This is a genomic window from Streptomyces zingiberis, assembly GCF_012034935.1.
Classification (GTDB): domain Bacteria; phylum Actinomycetota; class Actinomycetes; order Streptomycetales; family Streptomycetaceae; genus Streptomyces; species Streptomyces zingiberis.
In genome coordinates this window covers 79,327-99,931 of record NZ_JAATEN010000014.1, presented here as the reverse complement: position 1 = coordinate 99,931, position 20,605 = coordinate 79,327, and the positions used below count along the sequence as shown (strand labels likewise).

13 protein-coding genes and 1 pseudogene are annotated in these 20,605 nt (G+C 74.2%); 6 read left to right on the top strand and 8 right to left on the bottom strand.

Annotated features, from left to right (window positions below; genetic code table 11):
• Positions 1-8 precede the first annotated feature (8 nt).
• The 3 genes from HCK00_RS18210 to HCK00_RS18200 form a co-directional block, all read right to left on the bottom strand.
• Positions 9-884, bottom strand: a complete 876-nt coding sequence (locus HCK00_RS18210; RefSeq protein ID WP_168103048.1) for an ABC transporter permease — start codon at positions 882-884, stop codon at positions 9-11.
• Between the two features lie 67 nt (positions 885-951).
• A complete protein-coding gene (locus HCK00_RS18205; RefSeq protein WP_168103107.1) occupies positions 952-1,926 on the bottom strand; it encodes an ABC transporter ATP-binding protein in 975 nt (324 codons plus the stop codon).
• Between the two features lie 302 nt (positions 1,927-2,228).
• A complete protein-coding gene (locus HCK00_RS18200; protein ID WP_168103047.1) occupies positions 2,229-3,494 on the bottom strand; it encodes an NYN domain-containing protein in 1,266 nt (421 codons plus the stop codon).
• A 304-nt stretch (positions 3,495-3,798) separates the two neighbouring features.
• Here HCK00_RS18200 and HCK00_RS18195 point away from each other — a divergent pair, with 304 nt between their 5' ends.
• Positions 3,799-3,960 (top strand): hypothetical protein, encoded by a 162-nt coding sequence (locus HCK00_RS18195; RefSeq protein WP_168103046.1) that lies wholly within the window; start codon positions 3,799-3,801, stop codon positions 3,958-3,960.
• Positions 3,961-4,135: 175 nt separating this feature from the next.
• Here the strand turns inward: HCK00_RS18195 and dnaE are convergent, their stop codons facing one another.
• Positions 4,136-7,678 carry a DNA polymerase III subunit alpha gene (dnaE, locus tag HCK00_RS18190; RefSeq protein WP_168103045.1) on the bottom strand — a complete coding sequence of 1,181 codons (3,543 nt, stop codon included), beginning with the start codon at positions 7,676-7,678 and terminating at the stop codon, positions 4,136-4,138.
• Between the two features lie 552 nt (positions 7,679-8,230).
• On the opposite strand from dnaE, the gene HCK00_RS18185 reads away from it, so the two are divergent.
• The 3 genes from HCK00_RS18185 to HCK00_RS18175 all read left to right on the top strand — a co-directional run bounded on the left by HCK00_RS18185 (position 8,231) and on the right by HCK00_RS18175 (position 11,680).
• A complete protein-coding gene (locus HCK00_RS18185) occupies positions 8,231-8,914 on the top strand; it encodes a hypothetical protein (protein ID WP_168103044.1) in 684 nt (227 codons plus the stop codon).
• Positions 8,915-9,001: 87 nt separating this feature from the next.
• Positions 9,002-9,838, top strand: a complete 837-nt coding sequence (locus tag HCK00_RS18180; protein WP_168103043.1) for a thioredoxin domain-containing protein — start codon at positions 9,002-9,004, stop codon at positions 9,836-9,838.
• Between the two features lie 180 nt (positions 9,839-10,018).
• Positions 10,019-11,680 (top strand): alkaline phosphatase D family protein, encoded by a 1,662-nt coding sequence (locus HCK00_RS18175; protein ID WP_168103042.1) that lies wholly within the window; start codon positions 10,019-10,021, stop codon positions 11,678-11,680.
• 174 nt (positions 11,681-11,854) lie between these two features.
• On the opposite strand, the gene HCK00_RS18170 is transcribed toward HCK00_RS18175, so the two are convergent.
• Positions 11,855-12,559, bottom strand: a complete 705-nt coding sequence (locus tag HCK00_RS18170; RefSeq protein WP_168103041.1) for a dienelactone hydrolase family protein — start codon at positions 12,557-12,559, stop codon at positions 11,855-11,857.
• Positions 12,560-12,706: 147 nt separating this feature from the next.
• Between HCK00_RS18170 and HCK00_RS18165 the strand changes: the two are divergent.
• Positions 12,707-13,843: pseudogene (locus HCK00_RS18165) on the top strand (mechanosensitive ion channel family protein); the annotation flags it as partial.
• A 230-nt stretch (positions 13,844-14,073) separates the two neighbouring features.
• Here the strand turns inward: HCK00_RS18165 and HCK00_RS18160 are convergent.
• From HCK00_RS18160 to HCK00_RS18150, 3 genes are all read right to left on the bottom strand, one after another.
• Positions 14,074-15,015 carry an RluA family pseudouridine synthase gene (locus HCK00_RS18160; protein ID WP_168103040.1) on the bottom strand — a complete coding sequence of 314 codons (942 nt, stop codon included), beginning with the start codon at positions 15,013-15,015 and terminating at the stop codon, positions 14,074-14,076.
• A 101-nt stretch (positions 15,016-15,116) separates the two neighbouring features.
• Entirely contained in the window at positions 15,117-15,755 is a 639-nt protein-coding gene (lspA, locus tag HCK00_RS18155; protein ID WP_168103039.1) for a signal peptidase II, read from the bottom strand.
• 204 nt (positions 15,756-15,959) lie between these two features.
• Entirely contained in the window at positions 15,960-16,601 is a 642-nt protein-coding gene (locus tag HCK00_RS18150) for a TraR/DksA family transcriptional regulator (RefSeq protein ID WP_168103038.1), read from the bottom strand.
• 619 nt (positions 16,602-17,220) lie between these two features.
• On the opposite strand from HCK00_RS18150, the gene ileS reads away from it, so the two are divergent.
• Positions 17,221-20,451 (top strand): isoleucine--tRNA ligase, encoded by a 3,231-nt coding sequence (ileS, locus tag HCK00_RS18145; RefSeq protein WP_168103037.1) that lies wholly within the window; start codon positions 17,221-17,223, stop codon positions 20,449-20,451.
• The last annotated feature ends 154 nt before the right edge of the window (positions 20,452-20,605 follow it).

The window sequence follows — 20,605 nt, the reverse complement described above, 5'->3', positions numbered from 1 at the left end:
GTCGGTTTCTACCGCAGGGCGGCCCTGCGGTAGGCCCAGGTGGCGGCGGCCAGCGAGACCAGGCCGACGGCCGCGCACACCCCCAGGTCCAGGGTCACGGCCGTCCAGTCGGGGCGGGGTTCGAACGTCCGGGCGAGCGCGTCCACCCCGTAGCTGGAGGGGAGCAGATCCCGCGCCCAGCCGATGGGCTCCGGCAGCCGCGCGGGCGGCAGCACCCCCAGCAGCAGCGCGGCCGACATGCCCAGCTGGCCGAGGAGCGTGGCGAGTTCCTGGCGCGGTGCCAGCAGTCCCAGCGCCGCGCCGAGCCCGGCCAGCGCGGCACCGGCCAGCGGGATGACGGCGCCGAGCACCCACAGGTGGGTCAGGGGCAGCTGGAACATCAGGCTCCCGGTCACGGCCACGACGGCCGCGCCGGGCACGGTGAACGAGGCGTAGGCGCCGGCGGCGCCGAGCACCACGGCGGCGGGCGGCACCGGCAGCGTGGCGTAGTGGTCGAGCCCGCCGCCGGCCCGCAGCTTCCCGAAGTACTGGGCAAGGAGGTTGAGCGCGACGAAGGCGACGACCAGCACGCTGGAGCCCGCCACCACGGCCCGCGCCTCCTCGGGGGAGTCCGCGATCCCCCGCATCAGCACCATGATCCCGAGGGACTGGAAGGTGGCGACGAACAGCAGCGGTATCCGGGCCACCCGGGCGCGCGAGAGCTGCGCGCGGTACACGGCGGCCAGCGCGGGGAACAGCCGGGCGCCGGGGGCCAGTGGCTCGGGCTCGGGCCCGGCCGCAGGGTCCCGCGGGGGCCCCGCCGCGTCGTCCCGCGCGGGCCCGGGCGTGTCCGGGCCGGGCGTGGCGGACCCGCCGCCCGCCGCCCGTGTGGAGAGGGCACTCACCTGCCGGGGCTCCCGTCGGTCCTCGCGGGGCGCCGCCCGCGCACCGTACCGGGGCACTCACCGCCGGTCACGCCTTCACCAGTCCTTCCGTGCCATGTCCGCCGAGCGCCAGATAGACGTCCTCCAGGCTCGGCGTGGCCAGCGTGAAATCGTCCAGCGCCGCGAAGGCCGGCCCGCCGGTGACGGCGGCGACCAGGGCGCGGGCCCGCTCCGGGGGAAGCCGCAGCGTCCAGCGCCGGCCCGCCTCGGCGGCCGCCTCGCGTACCGCCGCGACCTCGGGCACCTCCAGCGGCGGCCGGTCCCGCCACACCAGCTCCACCCGCACCTCGCCGTCGACCAGGGCCTTGAGCCCGGCGGGGGTGTCGCAGGCGATGACCCGGCCGCGGTCCAGGACGGCGACCCGGTGGAGCACCGTCTCGGCCTCCAGCACGTTGTGCGTCACCAGCAGAACCGTCACGCCCCGCTCGGCGCGGCGGCGGTCGACGGCGGCCCAGACGGCGCGCCGCGCCACCGGGTCCATGCCGGTGGTGGGTTCGTCCAGGACGAGCAGCGGGCGCTCACCGACCAGGACGGCGGCGAAGCAGGCCAGCCGCCGCTGGCCACCGGAGAGCCGGCTGACGGGGCGGTCCGCCAGCGGTCCCAGGCCCAGTTCGTCGAGGACGTCGTCCCGCTCGGCGCGGGCGGCGCGCCGGCCCAGGCCGCGCAGCCGGCCGGTGGTCTCGGCGGCCAGCGCGACGGTCAGCTCGTCCAGCGCCGTCGACTCCTGGCCGAGGTAGCCGAGGAGCCGGGCCGCGCGCTCGGGGTGGCGGACGAGGTCGTGCCCGAGGACGCGCACCTCGCCGGCGTCGGGGCGGAGCAGCCCGGTGAGCTGACGGACGAGGGTGGACTTGCCGGCGCCGTTCGGCCCCAGCAGCCCGAAGATCTCGCCCCGCCGCACCGTCAGGTCGACGGAGTCGCTGGCCCGGACGGCGGGGACGGCGGGCGCCCCCCGGCGGGCGCGGGCGGGCGGGTAGGTCTTGACCAGGCCGCGCACCGCGCACACGGGCGGCGCGGCGGCCGTCGCGGCGGTCCCGCTGCCGTACCCCGCCTGTGCTGTGCCCGTGCTCACGGTCAACGAGGGTACGCGCCCGCCCCCGCCCCCCGCGTCCCGGGGGCCACACCCGGGGCGGGCGGCCGGGGCGGACGGAGAACGTCGGGGGCCGGGCGGGGGCGAGGGCCGGGCGCGGGCGAGGGCCGGGCGCGGGCGAGGGCCGGGCGCGGGCGAGGGCCGGGCGCGGGCGAGGGCCGGGCGCGGGCGGGGGACGGCGGAAGGCCGGGGCAGCGGGGAAGGCCCCGGCGGCCGGCTCAGTCCTGCGTCGCGGGGGATTCGGCCGCCGCCGGGGCGCCCACCTCGCGCCAGAAGCCGGCCCGGATGGCGTAGCGGTCCTGTTCGTCGATCTGGTCGTCCTTGTGCGCCAGCAGCCCGAAGCGGGCCGCGTACCGCAGCAGCTCGCCGTCGATCCGGTGCGGGATGCGCGGGTACTCGGCGGTGAGGTGGGTGAGGTGCGCGGGCGCGGACAGCCGGTCCCGCCAGCGGCGGGCGAAGACCTGGCCCACCTCGAAGGGGTCCCCGCTGACGGCCGTGATGTCCTCCTCGCGGTCCGCCCAGCGCTGCTCGGCGGTGGTGAGCTGGGCGAGGGTGGGCAGGGCCGCCGTCTCGGGGCTCTCCCCGGGCCCGCCCCGGTCGACCCAGCCGCGGTCGGAGGACCAGCGCAGGGTGGCGGCGGGCGCGGGGGCGGGCGGGCCGGCGGCCGGGGCGCGGCCGAGCCCCGCCAGGTCCTTGGGGGTCGGCACCCCGCGCACCGTGGGGCCGGCGGCCCGGCCGTCCCGCCGGGCGGAGGCGCCGTCCTCGGAGGGGGCGGTGGGGTCACCGGGCGGGGGGACGGCGGGGGCGGAGCCGTTGCGCCGGCTCGTGACCCGGTTCGCCTGCGCCCTTCCGTCGGCCGGCTCGGGCAGCGGCGCGGCGAGGATCGCGGCGATCTCGGGGCGGGTGACGGGCTGCGGCGGGCAGACCCCGCCGGTGTCCCGGGCGCGGACGGCCCGGGTGATCCAGCTCCGGCCCAGCACCCGCCGTTCGTCGGCCTCGGCGACCAGGTCCTCGGACTGGTTGTAGTCCCCGTCGGCCGCCTGCACGGCCCACAGGTGGACGGCGACCCCGTGCTCCTTGGCGGACATCAGCCCGGGCAGCAGATCGCCGTCGCCGGTGACCAGCACGATGTCGGAACAGGCCCGGTTGCGGGCGAGTTCGGTGAGCTCGGCGTGCATCGCCGCGTCCACGCCCTTCTGCGCCCAGCGGCCGTCACTGCGGGTCAGCGCGCCCAGCCGGACGGTGACGCGCGGCATCACGCGGAGCCGCCGGTGCTCGGGCTGCGGCACCCGGTCGGGGGCTCCGTCGAACCAGTAGATGCGGAGCAACTCGCGCTCCGTGTCCGCCTCGGCCCGTTCGCGCAGGCCCTGGATGAGGGCGCTGTGGTCCACGGTGATCCGCGACCGCGCGGGCTCTCCGGCGAGCAGGCTGGCCGCGGCACCCAGCAGGTAACCGGCGTCCACCAGGACGACACAGCGCTCCACGGCCCACCTCTTTCCCGTCGACCCCGCCCCCCGCGGAGATTCTCCTCCGGGTCTCTGTCGAGTCTGCCCGACCCTCCGGGGGTTATCTGCCGAACCGGATCACCCGGCGTGGCGCGGAGCCCGTGACGGAGCCGCACGGCGACGCGATCTCTCCGCCCTTACGCGGCAATTGAGCCGCATGGCGATATTGCGCCGAACAGCCGGAATGCGCCCCTTGGTCACCCATGTCACAGTGTGATGAACGGCGTTCCCGTCCCGGCCGGACCGCCGGCCCGGCCCGGGGCACGGACCCTGGAGGCACACGATGGCGAAGAACAAGAACCGCAAGCAGAAGGCGCGAGCCGCCGGGCAGGCGGACAGCGCGGCGCCGGAGACCTCCCCCGGGACACGGCGGGGGGAGGCCGCCCTGGCCCCCGAGCCACCGGAACCGACGGCGCGGAAGCACCGGCGGTTCGGGCACAACTGACCGCCGGCAGGCTCCGCGCACCGGCAAGGGGCGCGTCCAGCTCTCCGGACGCGCCCCTTTCACCTCTCCGCGCCCCGGCCTCCCCACCGTCCGCGCCCTCGGGACGGACCCCGGTGGGCGACCGGGCCGGGCGGCCGGAGCGGGGCGGGGGCGGCCGGAGCGGGCTGGGGGCGGCTCAGCCGGCCAGGCAGGAGGGCCCGAGCAGCACCTTGAGATCGCCGAAGAGCGCCGGATCGGCCGTGACCCGGTGCCGGTCCAGCCGGAGCACGGTCGTCTTCCGGGCGCCCTGCAACCGGATCCGTACCTCCGTGGCACCGCGGTGGTGGGTGAGCACCTCGCCCAGTTTCTCCACCAGCGGCGGGGTGACCCGAACCGTCGGAATGGTGATCGTCACCGGCGCGTTGGCGGAGGCCTCCGAGAGGTCCGGGACCATCAGCTCCATGGCGACCAGCCGGGGCACGTCCTCCCGCTTGTCGAGCCGGCCCTTGACGAACACCACGGCGTCCTCGACCAGCTGGGTGGAGACCAGCTGGTAGGTCGCCGGGAAGAACATGCAGTCCAGCGAACCGGCCAGATCCTCGACGGTGGCGATGGCCCAGGCGTTGCCCTGCTTGGTCATCTTCCGCTGGAGGCCCGAGATGATGCCGCCGATGGTGACGACCGAGCCGTCACCGTAGTCGCCGCCGGTCAGCGCCGAGATCGCGGCGTCCGCCTTCTCGCTGAGGACGTGCTCGATGCCGAAGAGGGGATGGTCGGAGACGTAGAGGCCGAGCATCTCCCGCTCCTGGGCGAGGAGGTAGGCCTTGTCCCACTCGATGTCCGAGAACTCCACGTCCAGCCCGAAGCCGGGGGCGCCGTCGCCCTCGTCCTCCCCCATGCCGCCGAAGAGGTCGAACTGACCCTCGGCCTCCTTCCGCTTGACCTGCACCACGTTGTCGATCATCGGCTCGTAGTGCGCCGTCAGCCCCTTGCGGGTGTGGCCCAGCTCGTCGAAGGCGCCGGCCTTGATCAGCGACTCCACCGTGCGCTTGTTGCAGACGACCGCCTCGACCTTGTCCAGGAAGTCCGGGAACGAGGTGTACTTCCCCTTGGACTTGCGGCAGCGGACGATCGAGTCCACCACGTTCTGCCCGACGTTACGGACGGCCGTCAGCCCGAACACGATGGTGGTGTCGCCCCGTGGGGTGAAGTTGGCCTCGGACTCATTGACGTCCGGCGGGAGCACCTTGATGCCCATGCGGCGGCACTCGTTGAGGTAGACCGCGGACTTGTCCTTGTCGTCGCGGACCGAGGTGAGCAGCGCGGCCATGTACTCGGCGGGGTGGTTCGCCTTGAGGTAGGCGGTCCAGTAGGAGACCAGCCCGTACGCGGAGGAGTGCGCCTTGTTGAAGGCGTAGCCGGCGAAGGGCACCAGCACGTCCCAGACGGCCTGGATGGCCTCGTCGGAGAAGCCCTTCTCGCGGGCGCCCTTCTGGAAGTTGACGAACTCGGCGTCCAGCACCTCCTGCTTCTTCTTGCCCATCGCGCGGCGCAGCAGGTCGGCCTGGCCGAGGGAGTAGCCGGCGAGCACCTGGGCGGCCTTCTGCACCTGCTCCTGGTACACGATGAGGCCGTAGGTGATGTCGAGGACCTCTTTGAGGGGCTCCTCCAGCTCCGGGTGGATCGGCGTGATCTCCTGCTGGCCGTTCTTCCGCAGCGCGTAGTTGACATGGCTGTTCATGCCCATCGGCCCGGGGCGGTAGAGGGCCGAGACGGCGGAGATGTCCTCGAAGTTGTCCGGCTTCATCATGCGCAGCAGGGAGCGCATCGGGCCGCCGTCGAACTGGAAGACGCCGAGGGTGTCACCGCGTTGCAGCAGCTCGAAGGTCTTCTGGTCGTCCAGGGGCAGGTCGAGCAGGGTGATGTCGACGCCCTTGTTGGCCTTCACCAGCTTGACGGCGTCGTCCATGATCGTGAGGTTGCGCAGCCCGAGGAAGTCCATCTTCAGCAGGCCGAGCGACTCGCAGGTCGGGTAGTCCCACTGCGTGATGGTGACGCCGTCGGTGTGCCGGACCCAGACCGGGACATGGTCGGTGATCTTCTCGCTGGACATGATCACGCCGGCCGCGTGCACGCCCATCTGCCGGACCAGGCCCTCCACGCCCCGCGCGGTGTCGATGACCTTCTTGACGTCCGGCTCGTTCTCGTACATCGAGCGGATCTCGCCCGCCTCGCTGTACCGGGGGTGCGAGGGGTCGGTGATGCCCGCGAGCGGGATGCCCTTGCCGAGCACGTCGGCGGGCATCGCCTTGGTGAGCCGGTCACCCATGGCATACGGGTAGCCGAGCACGCGGGCGGAGTCCTTGATGGCGTTCTTCGCCTTGATGGTGCCGTAGGTGCCGATCATGCAGACCTTGTCGGCGCCGTACTTCTCCGTGACGTACCGGATGACCTCGCCGCGCCGGCGCTCGTCGAAGTCGATGTCGACGTCGGGCATGGAGACACGCTCGGGGTTGAGGAACCGCTCGAAGATCAGCCCGTGCTCGATCGGGTCCAGGTCGGTGATGCCCATGGCGTACGCCACGATCGAGCCGGCGGCCGAGCCGCGGCCGGGGCCCACGGCGATGCCGTTGTTCTTCGCCCACATGATGAAGTCGGCGACGACGAGGAAGTAGCCGGGGAACCCCATCTGGATGATGACGTCCATCTCGTACTCGGCCTGCCGCTGCCGGTCCTCGGGGACCCCGCCGGGGAAGCGGCGCTCCATGCCGCGCCGGACCTCCTCGCGGAACCAGGTGACCTCCGTGAACCCGTCGGGCACGTCGAACCGGGGCATCAGGTCGCGCTTCTCGAACCAGCCGGAGGCGTCGATCTGCTCGGCGACCAGCAGGGTGTTGCGGCACCCCTCCTGCCAGGCGTCCGAGGAGTCGATGGCGTACATCTCGTCGGTGGACTTCAGGAAGTAGCCGGAGCCGCCGAAGCGGAAGCGGTCGGGGTCGGAGAGGTTCTTGCCGGTCTGGATGCACAGCAGGGCGTCGTGCGCGTCGGCCTCGTGACCGTAGGTGTAGTGCGAGTCGTTGGTGACCAGCGGGGGGATGCCGAGCTTCTTCCCGATCTCCAGCAGGCCGTCGCGGACCCGCTTCTCCAGCTCCAGACCGTGGTCCATCAGCTCCAGGAAGTAGCGGTCCTTGCCGAAGATCTCCTGGTACTCGCCGGCCGCCTTCAGCGCCTCGTCGAAGTGGCCGAGGCGGAGCCGGGTCTGCACCTCGCCGGAGGGACAGCCGGTGGAGGCGATCAGCCCCTCGGAGTGCTGGGCGATGACCTCCTTGTCCATCCGGGGCCACTTGGTGAGCCAGCCCTCGGCGTAGGCGTCGGAGGAGAGCCGGAAGAGGTTGTGCAGGCCGGTCCTGTTGCTCGCCCAGATCGTCTTGTGGGTGTAACCGCCGGAGCCGGAGACGTCGTCCCGCTTCTGGTGCGGCTGGCCCCAGGTGATGCGGCGCTTGTTCCGCCGGGACTCGGGGGCGACGTACGCCTCGATGCCGATGATCGGGGTGACCCCCGCCTTGGTGGCCTGCTGGTAGAAGTCGTACGCCCCGTGCAGGTTGCCGTGGTCCGTCATCGCGATGTGCGTCATGCCCATTTCGTTGCACGCCGCGAAGAGGTCCTTGAGCCGCGCGGCACCGTCCAGCAGCGAGTACTGGGTGTGAACGTGCAGGTGCGTGAAGGGCGGCTTGGTCACGGGGCAGACCTCCGGCGGGAACGGTGACGGCAGGGACCCGCGGGACGGCGGAGGTCCCGCGGCGGCAGGTCCGCAGTCTAAGCCCGGGGGCCATCGGCGGCGGGCACCCGGGACCCCCTCGCCGTGGCTTCCCGCGCCTCCCCCGTGCCGCCTCCCCGGCAGCCGCCGGTGCAGGCCGGACCGGACTTCGACGGCGCGCCGGGAGGCCGGGCGGGGCCGTCTCCGGCGTGTCCCGGACCGGGCGGCGGCGGGCCCCGCCGGGAGGCGCCGGCGCGCTCCCGGACGGCGGGGACCGGCCGGTTCCGCCGGGCGGCGGCGGGCGGCGGCGGGCCCTGCGGGCCGGCCCCCGGGCCCTTCCTTCCGGCGCCTTCCTTCCGGCGCCTTCCGGCCTCTTCCGGCCCCGCCCGGTCCTGTCCCCTCCCGTGCCGTCCGGTCCCGTCGCGGGGCCCGTCGCGGCGCCCGGGCCCGGGCCGGTGACGGGCCCGGCGCGGGACCCGGTTCCGGAGTCCGTTTAGGCCGCGCTTAGCCCCGGCCGTGGCACACTTTCCGGCGATGGACGTATCCGGAGTGCGGCTGAGGGCGGTACGGGCGGCGGTGTTCACCGCGGTCTGCCTGCTGCTGTCCACCGCCGCCCACGTCCTGCTCTCCGGCGCCCCGCTGCCGCCGGTCCCGGTGGCGGCGGTCACGGCCGGCGTCTTCCTGCTCGCGTACGGCCTGGCGGGCCGGGAGCGCGGCTTCCGCTCGATCGCCGCACTGCTCGTCCCCCTGGAGCTGGCCGCCGACACCGTCTTCACCACCGGGCAGCACGCCTGCTACGGCGCGAGCGGCGGCCCGGTGGCCGGCCCGCTGCGGACGCTCGGCGTCGACCTGCTCTGCACCGGCGGCGGCCTCGGCGCCCCGCTGGCCCGGATGACGGCCCACGACGGCGCGGTGCCGCTGCCCGCCCCCGGCGGCGCCGCCGCGCCCTGGCTGCTGCTGGCGGCGCACGTGGCGGTGGGCCTGCTGGCCGCCGCCTGGCTCGGGCACGGTGAGGCGGCCCTCGGCCGGCTGCTGCGCGCCCTGGCCGCCTCGGCCTTCCGGCCGCTGCTCCTGGCGCTCGCCGCCCAGCCCGCCGGGGCTCCCGCGCGGCCGCGCGTGGCCCGCGGCCGGGAGCGGGAGGTGGCCGGGGAGCGCCTCCCCATGCTGGTGTACTCCGTGGTACGGCGCGGCCCGCCCGCCGTCGCGGCTGCCCGCTGACCACGGCAGCCGCCGGGCCCGGCCCGGCACAGCGACGGCGACCCCGCCCCAGTCACCCCTCATCCCACCACGGAGCAGAAGACCACCATGAGCAAGCGCAACAGCCAGGAAGCCAAGAGGAACGCCCGCGAGCGGCTGCGCGAGGAGCGCGAGCGGCAGGCGAAGAAGGACAAGGTCCGCCGGCAACTCGTCGTCGCCGCGTCGATCGTCGGTGTGCTGGCCGTCGCGGCCGGCATCGGCGTCGCGGTCACCAAGATGGGTGACGGCGGCGGCGGTTCGGTGTCCACGAAGGAGTGGGAGGACGCCGCGTCCGGCAAGGCCTACGCCAAGCCCGCCAACACCTCCGGCGCCAAGGGCACCACGGTCGTCGTCGGCGACAAGAAGGCCGAGAAGACCCTGGAGGTCTACGAGGACATGCGCTGCCCGGCCTGTGCCGCCTTCGAGCAGGGCACCGGCGAGATCCTGATCAGGGATGTCGAGGAGGGCAAGTACAAGGCGCAGTTCGTCATGGCCACCTTCATCGACCGCATGGCCGAGGGCTCGGGCTCCAAGAACGCCCTGAGCGCCCTGGGCGCGGCGCTGAACGTCAGCCCGGAGGCGTTCATGGAGTACAAGCACACCCTGTACTCCGCGGAGAACCACCCGGAGGAGCGCGAGGACAAGTTCGGCGAGGACGACTACCTCATCACGGTCGCCGAGCAGGTCAAGGAACTCAAGGGCAACAAGGACTTCGAGAAGGACGTCCGCGACGGCACCTACGACAAGTGGGCGCTGGAGATGTCCGAGAAGTTCGACGACAGCGGTGTCCAGGGCACCCCGACCTTCAAGATGGACGGCGAGAAGCTCGTCGTGGAGGGCACGGAGAACACCCCGATGGCGCCGGACCAGTTCAAGGCCGCCATCGACAAGGCCCTGGCCAAGTGACCCCGGAACGGGCCGTGACCGCACCGGAGCGGTGAGCGGCCCCCCGGCCGGGCGGACGGCCGCCGGGTGGACGGCCGCCCGCCGGGCAGTGTGACGCGCGGTGGTCGCGCGGCGGACGGGCAGGCGAACTTCTCCTCAGGGCCTGCCCGTTCGCCGTACCGGACCGTAAGGTGTCCGGCTGTGACGGACCTCGACCAGATCGCTGCCCGCCGCGCCCACCACTCCCGCCGCACGGTCGTCAAGGCCGCCGCGGCGGGGGCGGGCGCGGCGGTGATCCCGCTCGCCGGCGCCTCCCGTGCGCCGGCCGCCGAGAACGCCCCGGCGTTCCCGCACGGCGTCGCCTCCGGCGACCCGCTCCCCGACGGCGTCCTGCTGTGGACCCGTGTCACCCCCGTCGCGGACGCCCTGCCCGGTTCCGGTCGCGGCCCCGACACCGAGGTCACCTGGGAGGTGGCCGAGGACGCCGGCTTCACGGCCGTCGCCGCCCGGGGCACCGTGACCGCCACGGCGGCCACCGACCACACCGTCAAGGCCGACGTGCGCGGACTGCGCCCGGCCACCGTCTACCACTACCGGTTCACCGCGGGCGGAGCCGTTTCCCCCACCGGGCGGACCCGCACCACCGCCGCCCACGACGCCGCGCCGGCGGGCCTCCGCCTCGGGGTCGTCTCCTGCGCCGACTGGGAGGCCGGCTGGTTCTCGGCCTACCGCCACCTCGCCGGCCGCGCCGACCTCGACGCCGTGCTCCACCTCGGCGACTACATCTACGAGTACGGCACCGGCGGGTTCCCCGGCGCCGACGGCGTGGTCCGCTCGCACGTCCCCGCGCACGAGACGCTCACCCTCGCCGACTACCGCGCCCGGCACGGGACCTACAAGACCGACCCCGACCTGCGGCGGCTGCACGCCACCCATCCGACCGTCGCGATCTGGGACGACCACGAGGTGGCCAACGACGCCTGGTCGGGCGGCGCGGAGAACCACACCCCCGGCGCCGAGGGCGACTGGGCGGAGCGCGTCGCGGCCGCCAAGCAGGCGTACTTCGAGTGGATGCCGGTGCGGCCCTCGGTCGCGGGCACCACCTACCGCCGCCTGCGCTTCGGCCGCCTCGCCGATCTGCACCTGCTGGATCTGCGCTCGTTCCGCTCCCAGCAGGCCTCCCTCGGCAGCGGCCGCGTGGACGACCCGGACCGCACGATCACCGGCCGCGGGCAGCTCGACTGGCTCAAGAGCGGGCTGAGCGCGTCGGACGCCTCCTGGCAACTCGTCGGCACCTCGGTGATGATCTCCCCGGTGGCCTTCGGAGCGCTCCCCGCCGACCTGCTGGGCCCGCTCGCCGAACTGCTCGGGCTGCCCCGGGAGGGCCTCGCGGTCAACCCCGACCAGTGGGACGGCTACACCGCCGACCGGCGCGAACTCCTCACCCACCTGCGGGACGGGGCCATCCGGAACACGGTCTTCCTCACCGGGGACATCCACACCGCCTGGGCCAACGACGTCCCCCTGAAGGCCGCCACCTACCCGCTCTCGGCCACCGCCGCCACGGAGTTCGTGGTCACCTCGGTCACCTCCGACAACCTCGACGACATCCTGCGCGTCCCGCCGAACACGGCCTCCCTGGCGGCCACGGCCGCCGTGAGGGCCGCCAACCGCCACGTGAAGTGGGTGGAGATGGACTCCCACGGCTACGGCGTCCTGGACGTCACACCGGAGCGGGCCCAGATGGACTACTACGCGATCACCGACAAGACCGACCCGGCGGCCGGCACCCGCTGGCTCCGCTCCTACCGCACCCGCTCCGGCACCAGCCGTCTGGAACGCGCCGACCGCCCGGTCCACTGACCGGAGGCCGGCCGGCTGCCGGTACGGGCCGGGCCGGAACCCGGCCCGTACCGGCTCCGTCCCTCGCTCCCCGGCCGACGGTCCGGGCGCGGGTACCCGGCGCCGGTACGGGCCGGGCCGGCGTTCCCGGGGCCGCCGCCACGGCCCCCCGCCGGAACGGCTCCTCCGCCGGGGCTACAGCTCCGCCAGGAACGCCAGCGCCACCCTCCAGGTCTCCTCCGCCGCCACGGGGTCGTGGTCGGGGAGGTCCGGGTCGGTGTAGAGGTGCCCGGCGCCGGGGTGACGGAAGACCTCGACCTCCGCCCCCGCCCGCCGCATCCGCAGATACCAGGCGTTCAGCCAGTCGTGCGGCTCGAAGGGGTCGGGATCGGCCACGTGGAGCTGGACCGGCAGCCCGTCGGCCGTGGCGTCCCCAGCGACGTCCGAGGTGCCGTGGAGGAGGAGCAGACCCCGGGCGCGCTCGTCGGCGAGCGCCAGGTTCTGGGCGACGGAGGCGCCGAGCGAGAAGCCGGCGTAGACCAGGCCGCGGTCGGAGAACGGGGCGGCGGCGGCCACCGCGCGGCGCAGCAGTTCGTCCCGGCCGACGGCGTCCCTGATCTCCTCGCCCTCCTCGGCGGTGGTGGCCGTACGCCCCGCGTAGAGGTCCGGGACGTGCACCTCGTGGCCCGCGGCACGGATCCGGCCGGCCGCCGCGTGCACGGCGGGCCGCAGCCCGAGGACGCCGTGGAGGAGCAGAACCGGCGGGGCCTCCGCCGAACCGGACGGGCCAGGGGAAACGGTCGGACCAGGGGAAACGGTCGGACCGGACGGACCCGGGGAACCGGCCGGGCCGGAGGCGCCGGAGGAACCGGAATCGGAGAATTCAGAAGAACCGGGCACCCGCGTACCTTCCCCGTGCTGTTGGCGGTCCCCTCATCATGCCGGTTACGGTCGAGCGCGGGCGCACCGCCCCGGCCGGTGCGGACAGCCGGTGGGCGACAATCCGGTGGACCGTGTGTGGGCAGTGGAGGAGAGAGCGACGTGGCCATGGACATCCTGCGTCCGCTGATCGTGTTCGGAGCGGCGGTCGCCGTACCGCTGGCCGTCGGCTGGGGCGTCCGCGTGGCCCTCCGCCGCAGCGACCGCCGGCACCCGGAGACCCCGCTGTGGGACCTCCTCCGCCAGGCGCTCATCCCGTTGCAGATGGTGCTGGGCGCGGCGGTGCTGCGGGGGACGTACCGCGAGGCCGAGCTGGCGCGCGACCACAACGAGATCATCGGGCAGGGCCTCACCCTGGTGCTGATCGGCGCCACCGCCTGGCTGGTGCTGAGAATCGTCACCGCCGTGGTCGAGGCGTCCTTCGCGCGCTACGCGGCGGCCACCCACGAGCGGGCCAAGGTGCGCCGGGTGCGGACGCAGATCACGCTGATCCAGCGGGTGGTCACCGCGATCGTCGCCGTGGTGGCCGGCGCGGCGATGCTGCTGACGTTCCCCGCGATGCGCACCTTCGGCACGTCCCTGCTCGCCTCGGCCGGCCTGCTCGGCATCGTCGCCGGTATCGCCGCCCAGACCGCCCTGGGCAATCTCTTCGCCGGGATGCAGATCGCCTTCGGTGACATGGTGCGGATCGGCGACACGGTGGTCGTGAACGGCGAGTGGGGCACGGTGGAGGAGATCACCCTCACCTTCCTCACCGTGAAGACCTGGGACGAGCGCCGGTTCACCATGCCGGTGTCGTACTTCACCAGCCAGCCGTTCGAGAACTGGTCACGCAACAGCCCGCAGATGACTGGCACGGTCTTCTTCCACCTCGACCACTCGGCGCCGGTCGAGCTGATGCGGGAGAAGCTGGGCGAGATCGTGCAGACCATAGAGGCCTGGGACGGCCGCGCCTGGAACCTGGTGGTCACCGACTCCACCCCGAGCACCATGGAGGTGCGGGCCCTGGTCACCGCCAGGGACGGCGACACCCTGTGGACCGTCCGCGTCCAGGTCCGCGAGAAGCTGCTGACCTGGCTGCGCGACGAGCATCCGTACGCGCTGCCCCGGATCAACACGGCCCCCGCCGTCTTCCCGCCGCCGCGGGACCGGGAGGGCCGGGACGGTCTCCCCACCGGCGTGGACGGGACGGTCGCCGCCCCGCTCACGGAGCGCGCGGGGCCCTCCGCGGGCCGGCCGGGACAGCCCGGCCGGACAGCCGCCGCGGCCGGGCCCGGGGGCGGGGAACCGCCCCGGGCGGAGGAGCCGAAGGAGCCGGAGGAGCGGCCGGAGGAGCCGGGCCAGGGCCGGGCGGACCGCCCGGACCGGGACCGTCCCGCCCGGGACGGCGCCGGCCACCGCCGCAGCCACGGCCCGCACCTCAACCACCGCCGCTGACCGGCCACGCCCGGGGGTGCCCGGACGGTGCGCCCGGGTCACGCGCTCTCGGCGCGCACGATCTCAAGCCCCCGGCGCAGATCCTCGGGGTACTCGCTCCCGAACTCCGCCCACCGGCCGTCGGCCGGGTGCTCGAACCCGAGCCGCATCGCGTGCAGCCACTGCCGGCCGAGCCCCAGCCGCCGGGCGAGCGTGGGGTCGGCGCCGTAGGTGAGGTCGCCGACGCAGGGGTGGCGGTGCGCGGCCATGTGCACCCGGATCTGGTGCGTGCGCCCGGTCTCCAGCTTGACGTCGAGGAGGCTCGCCGCGCGGAACGCCTCGATGAGGTCGTAGTGGGTGACGCTGGGCTTGCCCTCGGCCGTCACCGCCCACTTGTAGTCGTGCACGGGGTGGCGGCCGATGGGGGCGTCGATGGTACCGCTCATCGGGTCCGGGTGGCCCTGCACGAGGGTGTGGTAGCGCTTGTCCACCGTCCGCTCCCGGAACTGCTGCTTGAGCAGGGTATAGGCGCGCTCGGACTTGGCCACCACCATCAGCCCGGAGGTGCCCACGTCCAGGCGGTGCACGATGCCCTGGCGCTCGGCCGCGCCCGAGGTGGAGATCCGGTAGCCCGCCGCGGCCAGCCCACCGATCACCGTGGGCCCGGTCCACCCCGGGCTGGGGTGCGCGGCCACCCCGACCGGCTTGTCGATCACGACGATGTCCTCGTCGTCGTGGACGATCTCCATCCCCTCCACGGGCTCGGCGACGATCTGGACCGGGGGCGCCGCGCGCGGCAGCTCGACCTCCAGCCACGCGCCACCGGTGACCCGGTCGGACTTCCCGGCGGGGCTGCCGTCCACCTGGACCTTCCCGGCGGCGGCCAGCTCGGCGGCCTTCGTCCGGGAGAAGCCGAACATCCGGGCGATCGCGGCGTCGACGCGCTCGCCCTCCAGTCCGTCGGGTACGGGCAGCGTGCGGATCTCGGGAAGCGTGCTCACCCGTCGAGTATGCCGGACGCGACGGGCCGCCCCCGCCGCCGCCCGGGTCCGGCTCCCGGCCCGGGCGTCGTCTCCCGCCGCGACGTCACCGGCGCGGGGCGTCAATTCCGGTGGACGGTTCCGTCCGGGTCGAGGCCGCGGAAGGAGAGCAGCACGATGAGGATGCCGCCGCACACGATGGCCGAGTCGGCCAGGTTGAACACGGCGAACCCCTTGGGGGCGATGAAGTCCACGACCTCACCGCGGAAGACCCCGGGGCTGCGGAAGACGCGGTCGGTGAGGTTGCCGAAGGCGCCGCCGAGCAGCAGGCCCAGCGCCACCGCCCAGGGCAGGCTGTAGAGCTTGCGCGCGATCCGGGCGATGACGACGATCACGGTGGCGGCGATCACGGTGAAGACGACGGTGAGCGCCTCGCCCATGCCGAAGGCGGCGCCGGGGTTGCGCACCGCCTCGAAGCGCAGCCACTCCCCGATCACCGGGATCGCCTGGCGGCCCTCCAGCTCGGCCACCACGAGCATCTTGGTGGCCAGGTCGAGCGCGTAGGCCACGGCGGCCACGGTGAGCAGCACGGCGATCCGCCGCCTGCCCCGGCCCGCTCCGGCGTCCCCCTCCGCGGCCGGGTCCCCCTCCGCGGCCGGGTCCGCCGCGCGGCTCTCCGCGGTGTCACCCTCGCGCCCGGGCTCCTCCGGCCGCTCCTCCTCGGAATCCGGGGTACCGATGATCCGCTCCGCCTCTGCCATGAGTCCCTCAACCTCGCTCCGGACGGCCGGTCCGGCCGGCTGAGGACGAGGGTACGACACGCCACCGCCACCCCGGCGCCCCCGGGCACCGGCGCGGCACCACCGCCGGACCGGTGGCGTACACCCCGCCCGCCGGGGACGGGGTGAGGACGGCGCGGGTCCCCGGGGTGGCGGCGCCGTGCCGCCGCCCCGGGGCCCGGTCCGTCAGCGCCGTTCCTGCCGCTGCTTGCACTCCACGCAGAGCGTCGCCCGCGGGAAGGCCTGCATCCGCGCCTTGCCGATGGCCTCGCCGCAGGACTCGCAGAGGCCGTAGGTGCCCGCGTCCAGCCGCTCCAGGGCCCGCTCGGTCTGGTCGAGCATCTCCCGCGCGTTGGCGTTGAGGGCCATCTCGTGCTCGCGCGTGATGTTCTTGGTCCCGGTGTCGGCCTGGTCGTCCCCCGCGCCGTCGCCGGAGTCCCGCATCAGCCCGGCGATGGCCTCCTGGGACGCGGCGATCTCCGCGCGCAGCCGTTCCACCTCGGCGTGGAGTTCGCCACGCGCCTCGCTCACCTCCTCGGGGGTCCAGGGCTCCTCGCCGGAACGTACCGCCAGCTCCTCCGGTCCGGCCGCGGCCGTGCCGCCACCCGGGGTGTTCTTCGCAACCACCGTCTTGGCTCCCGTCTGTTCTGCGGGTTTCCCGGCGACCGGTGCCGCCTTCGCGGTCCGCTCCGGGGCGGCCGTCCTCGTCACGGCCGCCCGCCGTACGGGCGGGTCCCCGGCAGCCGTCCTCCGCACCACGGCTGCCGGGCCGTCCGTCCCGGCGCGGTTCTCCGGGACCGCCGGTCCGGCGGCCTCGTTCGCCACCATCCCGGCGACCTCCCGACATTGTTGTGATCTTGTGGTTAATCGTGCTGGGACGATAAGTCGACTCCGGGACGGCGGCAACGGGGCACGCCGGACCGTCCCGACCTCCTCCACCGGCCCTCCGCCGGCCCCCCGGCGACCCTCCGCGGGCTTTCCGCCTGCGGCGGGCCCCTCTCCGGCCTGCCGGGACGAGCCTGCATCCGTTGTGCCCCGCTGCCCGGCCGGTAATCCGGCACCGGGGGTGCGGACGGGAGCACGCCCGCCACCCGCGAGGGTCCCGCGGCCACCCCCGCCGCCGGCCCCGCGCCCCGCCGCCCGCCCGGCCCCGTACACTGGGGCCCGCGCAGGGCGTGGAAGGGGACGAGTACCTCCGTACGCAGCCAGGAGCGACCCGGGGACGGTGCGAGCCCGGGGGCGTGCACGGAGCGAAGATCACCCCGGAGCCGCCGGAGGAAAGCCCCCGCGGGCGAGTAGAGCCGGCAGCGCACCCCAATGAGGGGGCCGAGGACCGCCGCCGGCGGTTCCCGGCCAAGGAGGGTGGTACCGCGGGGGCCCGACGGCTCTCGTCCCTCCGACGGACAGCACCTCACCACCAGCACGTGTCCGCCGGAGGAAGCCCCCGATGAGTTCACAGCCGAGCCCCGGGCCGCAGGCCCAGGAGCAGCCCCAGTCCCGGTACCGCCCGGTTCCCGCGCAGGTCGACCTGGTCGCCCTGGAGCACGCCGTACTCGACTTCTGGCGCGAGAACACGGTGTTCGCCCGCTCCCTGGAGCAGTCCGAGGGGCGGCCGGAGTGGGTCTTCTACGAGGGCCCGCCGACCGCCAACGGCATGCCCGGCGCCCACCACATCGAGGCCCGCGTCTTCAAGGACGTCTTCCCCCGCTTCCGCACCATGCGCGGCTACCACGTGGGCCGCAAGGCCGGCTGGGACTGCCACGGGCTCCCGGTGGAGCTGGCGGTGGAGAAGGAGCTGGGCTTCAACGGCAAGAAGGACATCGAGGCGTACGGCATCGCCGAGTTCAACGCCAAGTGCCGCGCGTCGGTCACCCGCCACACCGACGCCTTCGCGCAGCTCACCACGCGCATGGGGTACTGGGTCGACCTCGACGACGCCTACCGCACCATGGACCCCGAGTACGTGCAGAGCGTCTGGTGGTCGCTGAAGCAGATCCACGGCAAGGGCCTGCTGGTGGAGGACCACCGGGTCGCGCCCTGGTGCCCCCGCTGCGGCACCGGCCTCTCCGACCACGAACTCGCCCAGGGGTACGAGACGGTGGTCGACCCCTCGGTCTACGTCCGCTTCCCGCTGACCTCCGGCCCGCTGGCCGGCGAGGCGTCGCTGCTGGTCTGGACGACGACCCCGTGGACCCTGGTCTCCAACACGGCGGTCGCCGCCCACCCGGCGGTGCGCTACGTCGTCGCCACCGACGGCCGCGAGCGGCTCGTCGTCGCCGAGCCGCTGCTGGGGAAGGCGCTGGGCGAGGGGTGGGAGGCCACCGGGCAGTCCTTCACCGGCGCCGAGCTGGAGTACTGGACCTACGAGCGCCCGTTCGCCCTGCTGGACTTCCCCGCCCCGGAGGCGGACGCCGCCGGCCCCGCGACCGCCACCGGCGCGCACTACGTGGTGAACGCCGAGTACGTCACCACCGAGGACGGCACCGGCCTGGTGCACCAGTCCCCCGCGTTCGGTGAGGACGACCTCCGGGTCTGCCGCGGCTACGGCCTGCCGGTGGTCAACCCGGTGCGCCCCGACGGGACCTTCGAGGAGGACCTGCCGCTGGTGGGCGGCCAGTTCTTCAAGAAGGCCGACGAGGATCTGGTCGCCGACCTCGACCGCCGCGGCCTGCTCTTCCGCCACCTGCCGTACGAGCACAGCTACCCGCACTGCTGGCGCTGCCACACCGCGCTGCTCTACTACGCCCAGCCGTCCTGGTACATCCGCACCACGCAGGTCAAGGACGCCCTGCTGCGGGAGAACGAGCGCACCGCCTGGTACCCGGGGTCGGTCAAGCACGGCCGCTTCGGCGACTGGCTGAACAACAACATCGACTGGGCGCTCTCCCGCAACCGCTACTGGGGCACGCCGCTGCCCATCTGGCGCTGTGCGGAGAACCACCTGACCTGCGTTGGCTCGCTGGACGAACTCTCCGTGCTCACCGGCGCCGACCAGTCCGGCCTGGACCCGCACCGCCCCTACATCGACGCGGTGACCTTCCCCTGCACCGCCGAGGGCTGCTCGCTCGTGGCCGAACGCGTGCCCGAGGTCATCGACGCCTGGTACGACTCGGGTTCGATGCCCTTCGCGCAGTGGGGCTACCCGTACCGCAACAAGGAGCTCTTCGAGAAGCGCTACCCGGCGCAGTTCATCTCGGAGGCCATCGACCAGACCCGCGGCTGGTTCTACACGCTGATGGCCGTCGGCACCCTGGTCTTCGGGCGGAACTCCTACGAGAACGTGGTCTGCCTGGGCCACATCCTCGCCGAGGACGGCCGGAAGATGTCCAAGCACCTGGGCAACATCCTGGAGCCGATGGCGCTGATGGACCGGCACGGCGCCGACGCCGTGCGCTGGTTCATGGCCGCCGGCGGCTCCCCCTGGGCCGCGCGCCGGGTGGGCCACGGCACCATCCAGGAGGTGGTCCGCAAGACCCTCCTCACCTACTGGAACACCGTCGCCTTCCAGGCCCTCTACGCCCGCACCGCCGGCTGGGCCCCGGGCCCCGCGGACCCCGCCCCCCAGGACCGCCCGGTGCTGGACCGCTGGCTGCTGGGCGAGCTGGACACCCTGGTCGCCGGGGTCACCCGCGCGCTGGAGGAGTACGACACCCAGCGCGCCGGCAAGCTGGTCTCCGCCTTCGTCGACGACCTCTCCAACTGGTACGTGCGCCGCTCCCGCCGCCGCTTCTGGCAGGGCGACCCCGCGGCGCTGCGCACCCTGCACGAGGTCGTGGAGACGGTGACCCGGCTGATGGCCCCGCTGGTGCCGTTCATCACCGAGCGGGTCTGGCAGGACCTCGTCCGTCCGGTCACCCCCGGCGCACCGGACTCGGTCCATCTCTCCACGTGGCCGGAGCCGGGCGCCTCACCCGCCGGCGCGGATCTGCCGGAGCAGATGGCGCTGGTGCGGCGGCTGGTGGAGCTGGGCCGGGCGACCCGCGCCGAGTCCGGGGTGAAGACCCGGCAGCCGCTGTCCCGGGCGCTGGTCGCGGCGGCCGGTTTCGACGGACTCCCGGCGGAGCTGCGGGCCCAGATCACCGAGGAACTCAACGTCAGCTCGCTGGACTCGCTGTCGGCCGTCGGCGGCTCCCTCGTCGACACCACCGCGAAGGCCAACTTCCGTGCGCTGGGCAAGCGGTTCGGCAAGGGCGTGCAGGCGGTGGCCCGGGCGATCGCCGGGGCGGACGCCGCCGCGCTCTCCCGCGCGCTCCGCGAGGGCACGGCCTCCGTCGAGGTGGACGGGGAGACCGTCGCCCTGGCCCCGGACGAGGTGATCATCACCGAGACCCCGCGCGAGGGCTGGTCGGTCGCCTCGGACACGGGCGCCACCGTCGCCCTGGATCTGGAGATCACCCCGGAGCTGCGCCGGGCGGGCCTCGCCCGGGACGCCATCCGCCTCATCCAGGAGGCGCGCAAGAACAGCGGTCTCGACGTGGCGGACCGTATCGTCCTGCGCTGGGAGTCACCGGAGCCGGAGACCCGGGCCGCCCTCACCGAGCACGCCGGCCTGATCGCCGACGAGGTGCTGGCGGTGGACTTCGCCCCGGCCGGTCCCCCGCTGCCCGAGGATGCGGCCTTCGGCGAGCCGTTCCACGACGAGGGTCTGTCCCTCGCCTTCCGTCTCCGCAGGGCCTGATCACCGCCGCCGGGGGCCGTCCGACGGGGTGGCCCCCGGCGGTCCAGGGCGCCGTCGCGGCGCAGGTGGGAACCCCGCGGCGGGGGAAGCGGAAACAGGGCCGGGCCCGGAGGAGTCCTCCGGGCCCGGCCCTGCGATATGCCGATGTGCGCGC

Bases quoted from the DNA above. Each gene is read 5' to 3' on its own strand.
- HCK00_RS18180 (WP_168103043.1), top strand. From the start codon at position 9,002: ATGAGCAAGCGCAACAGCCAGGAAGCCAAGAGGAACGCCCGCGAGCGG.
- ileS (WP_168103037.1), top strand. From the start codon at position 17,221: ATGAGTTCACAGCCGAGCCCCGGGCCGCAGGCCCAGGAGCAGCCCCAG.
- lspA (WP_168103039.1), bottom strand. From the start codon at position 15,755: ATGGCAGAGGCGGAGCGGATCATCGGTACCCCGGATTCCGAGGAGGAG.
- HCK00_RS18150 (WP_168103038.1), bottom strand. From the start codon at position 16,601: ATGGTGGCGAACGAGGCCGCCGGACCGGCGGTCCCGGAGAACCGCGCC.
- HCK00_RS18185 (WP_168103044.1), top strand. From the start codon at position 8,231: ATGGACGTATCCGGAGTGCGGCTGAGGGCGGTACGGGCGGCGGTGTTC.
- HCK00_RS18195 (WP_168103046.1), top strand. From the start codon at position 3,799: ATGGCGAAGAACAAGAACCGCAAGCAGAAGGCGCGAGCCGCCGGGCAG.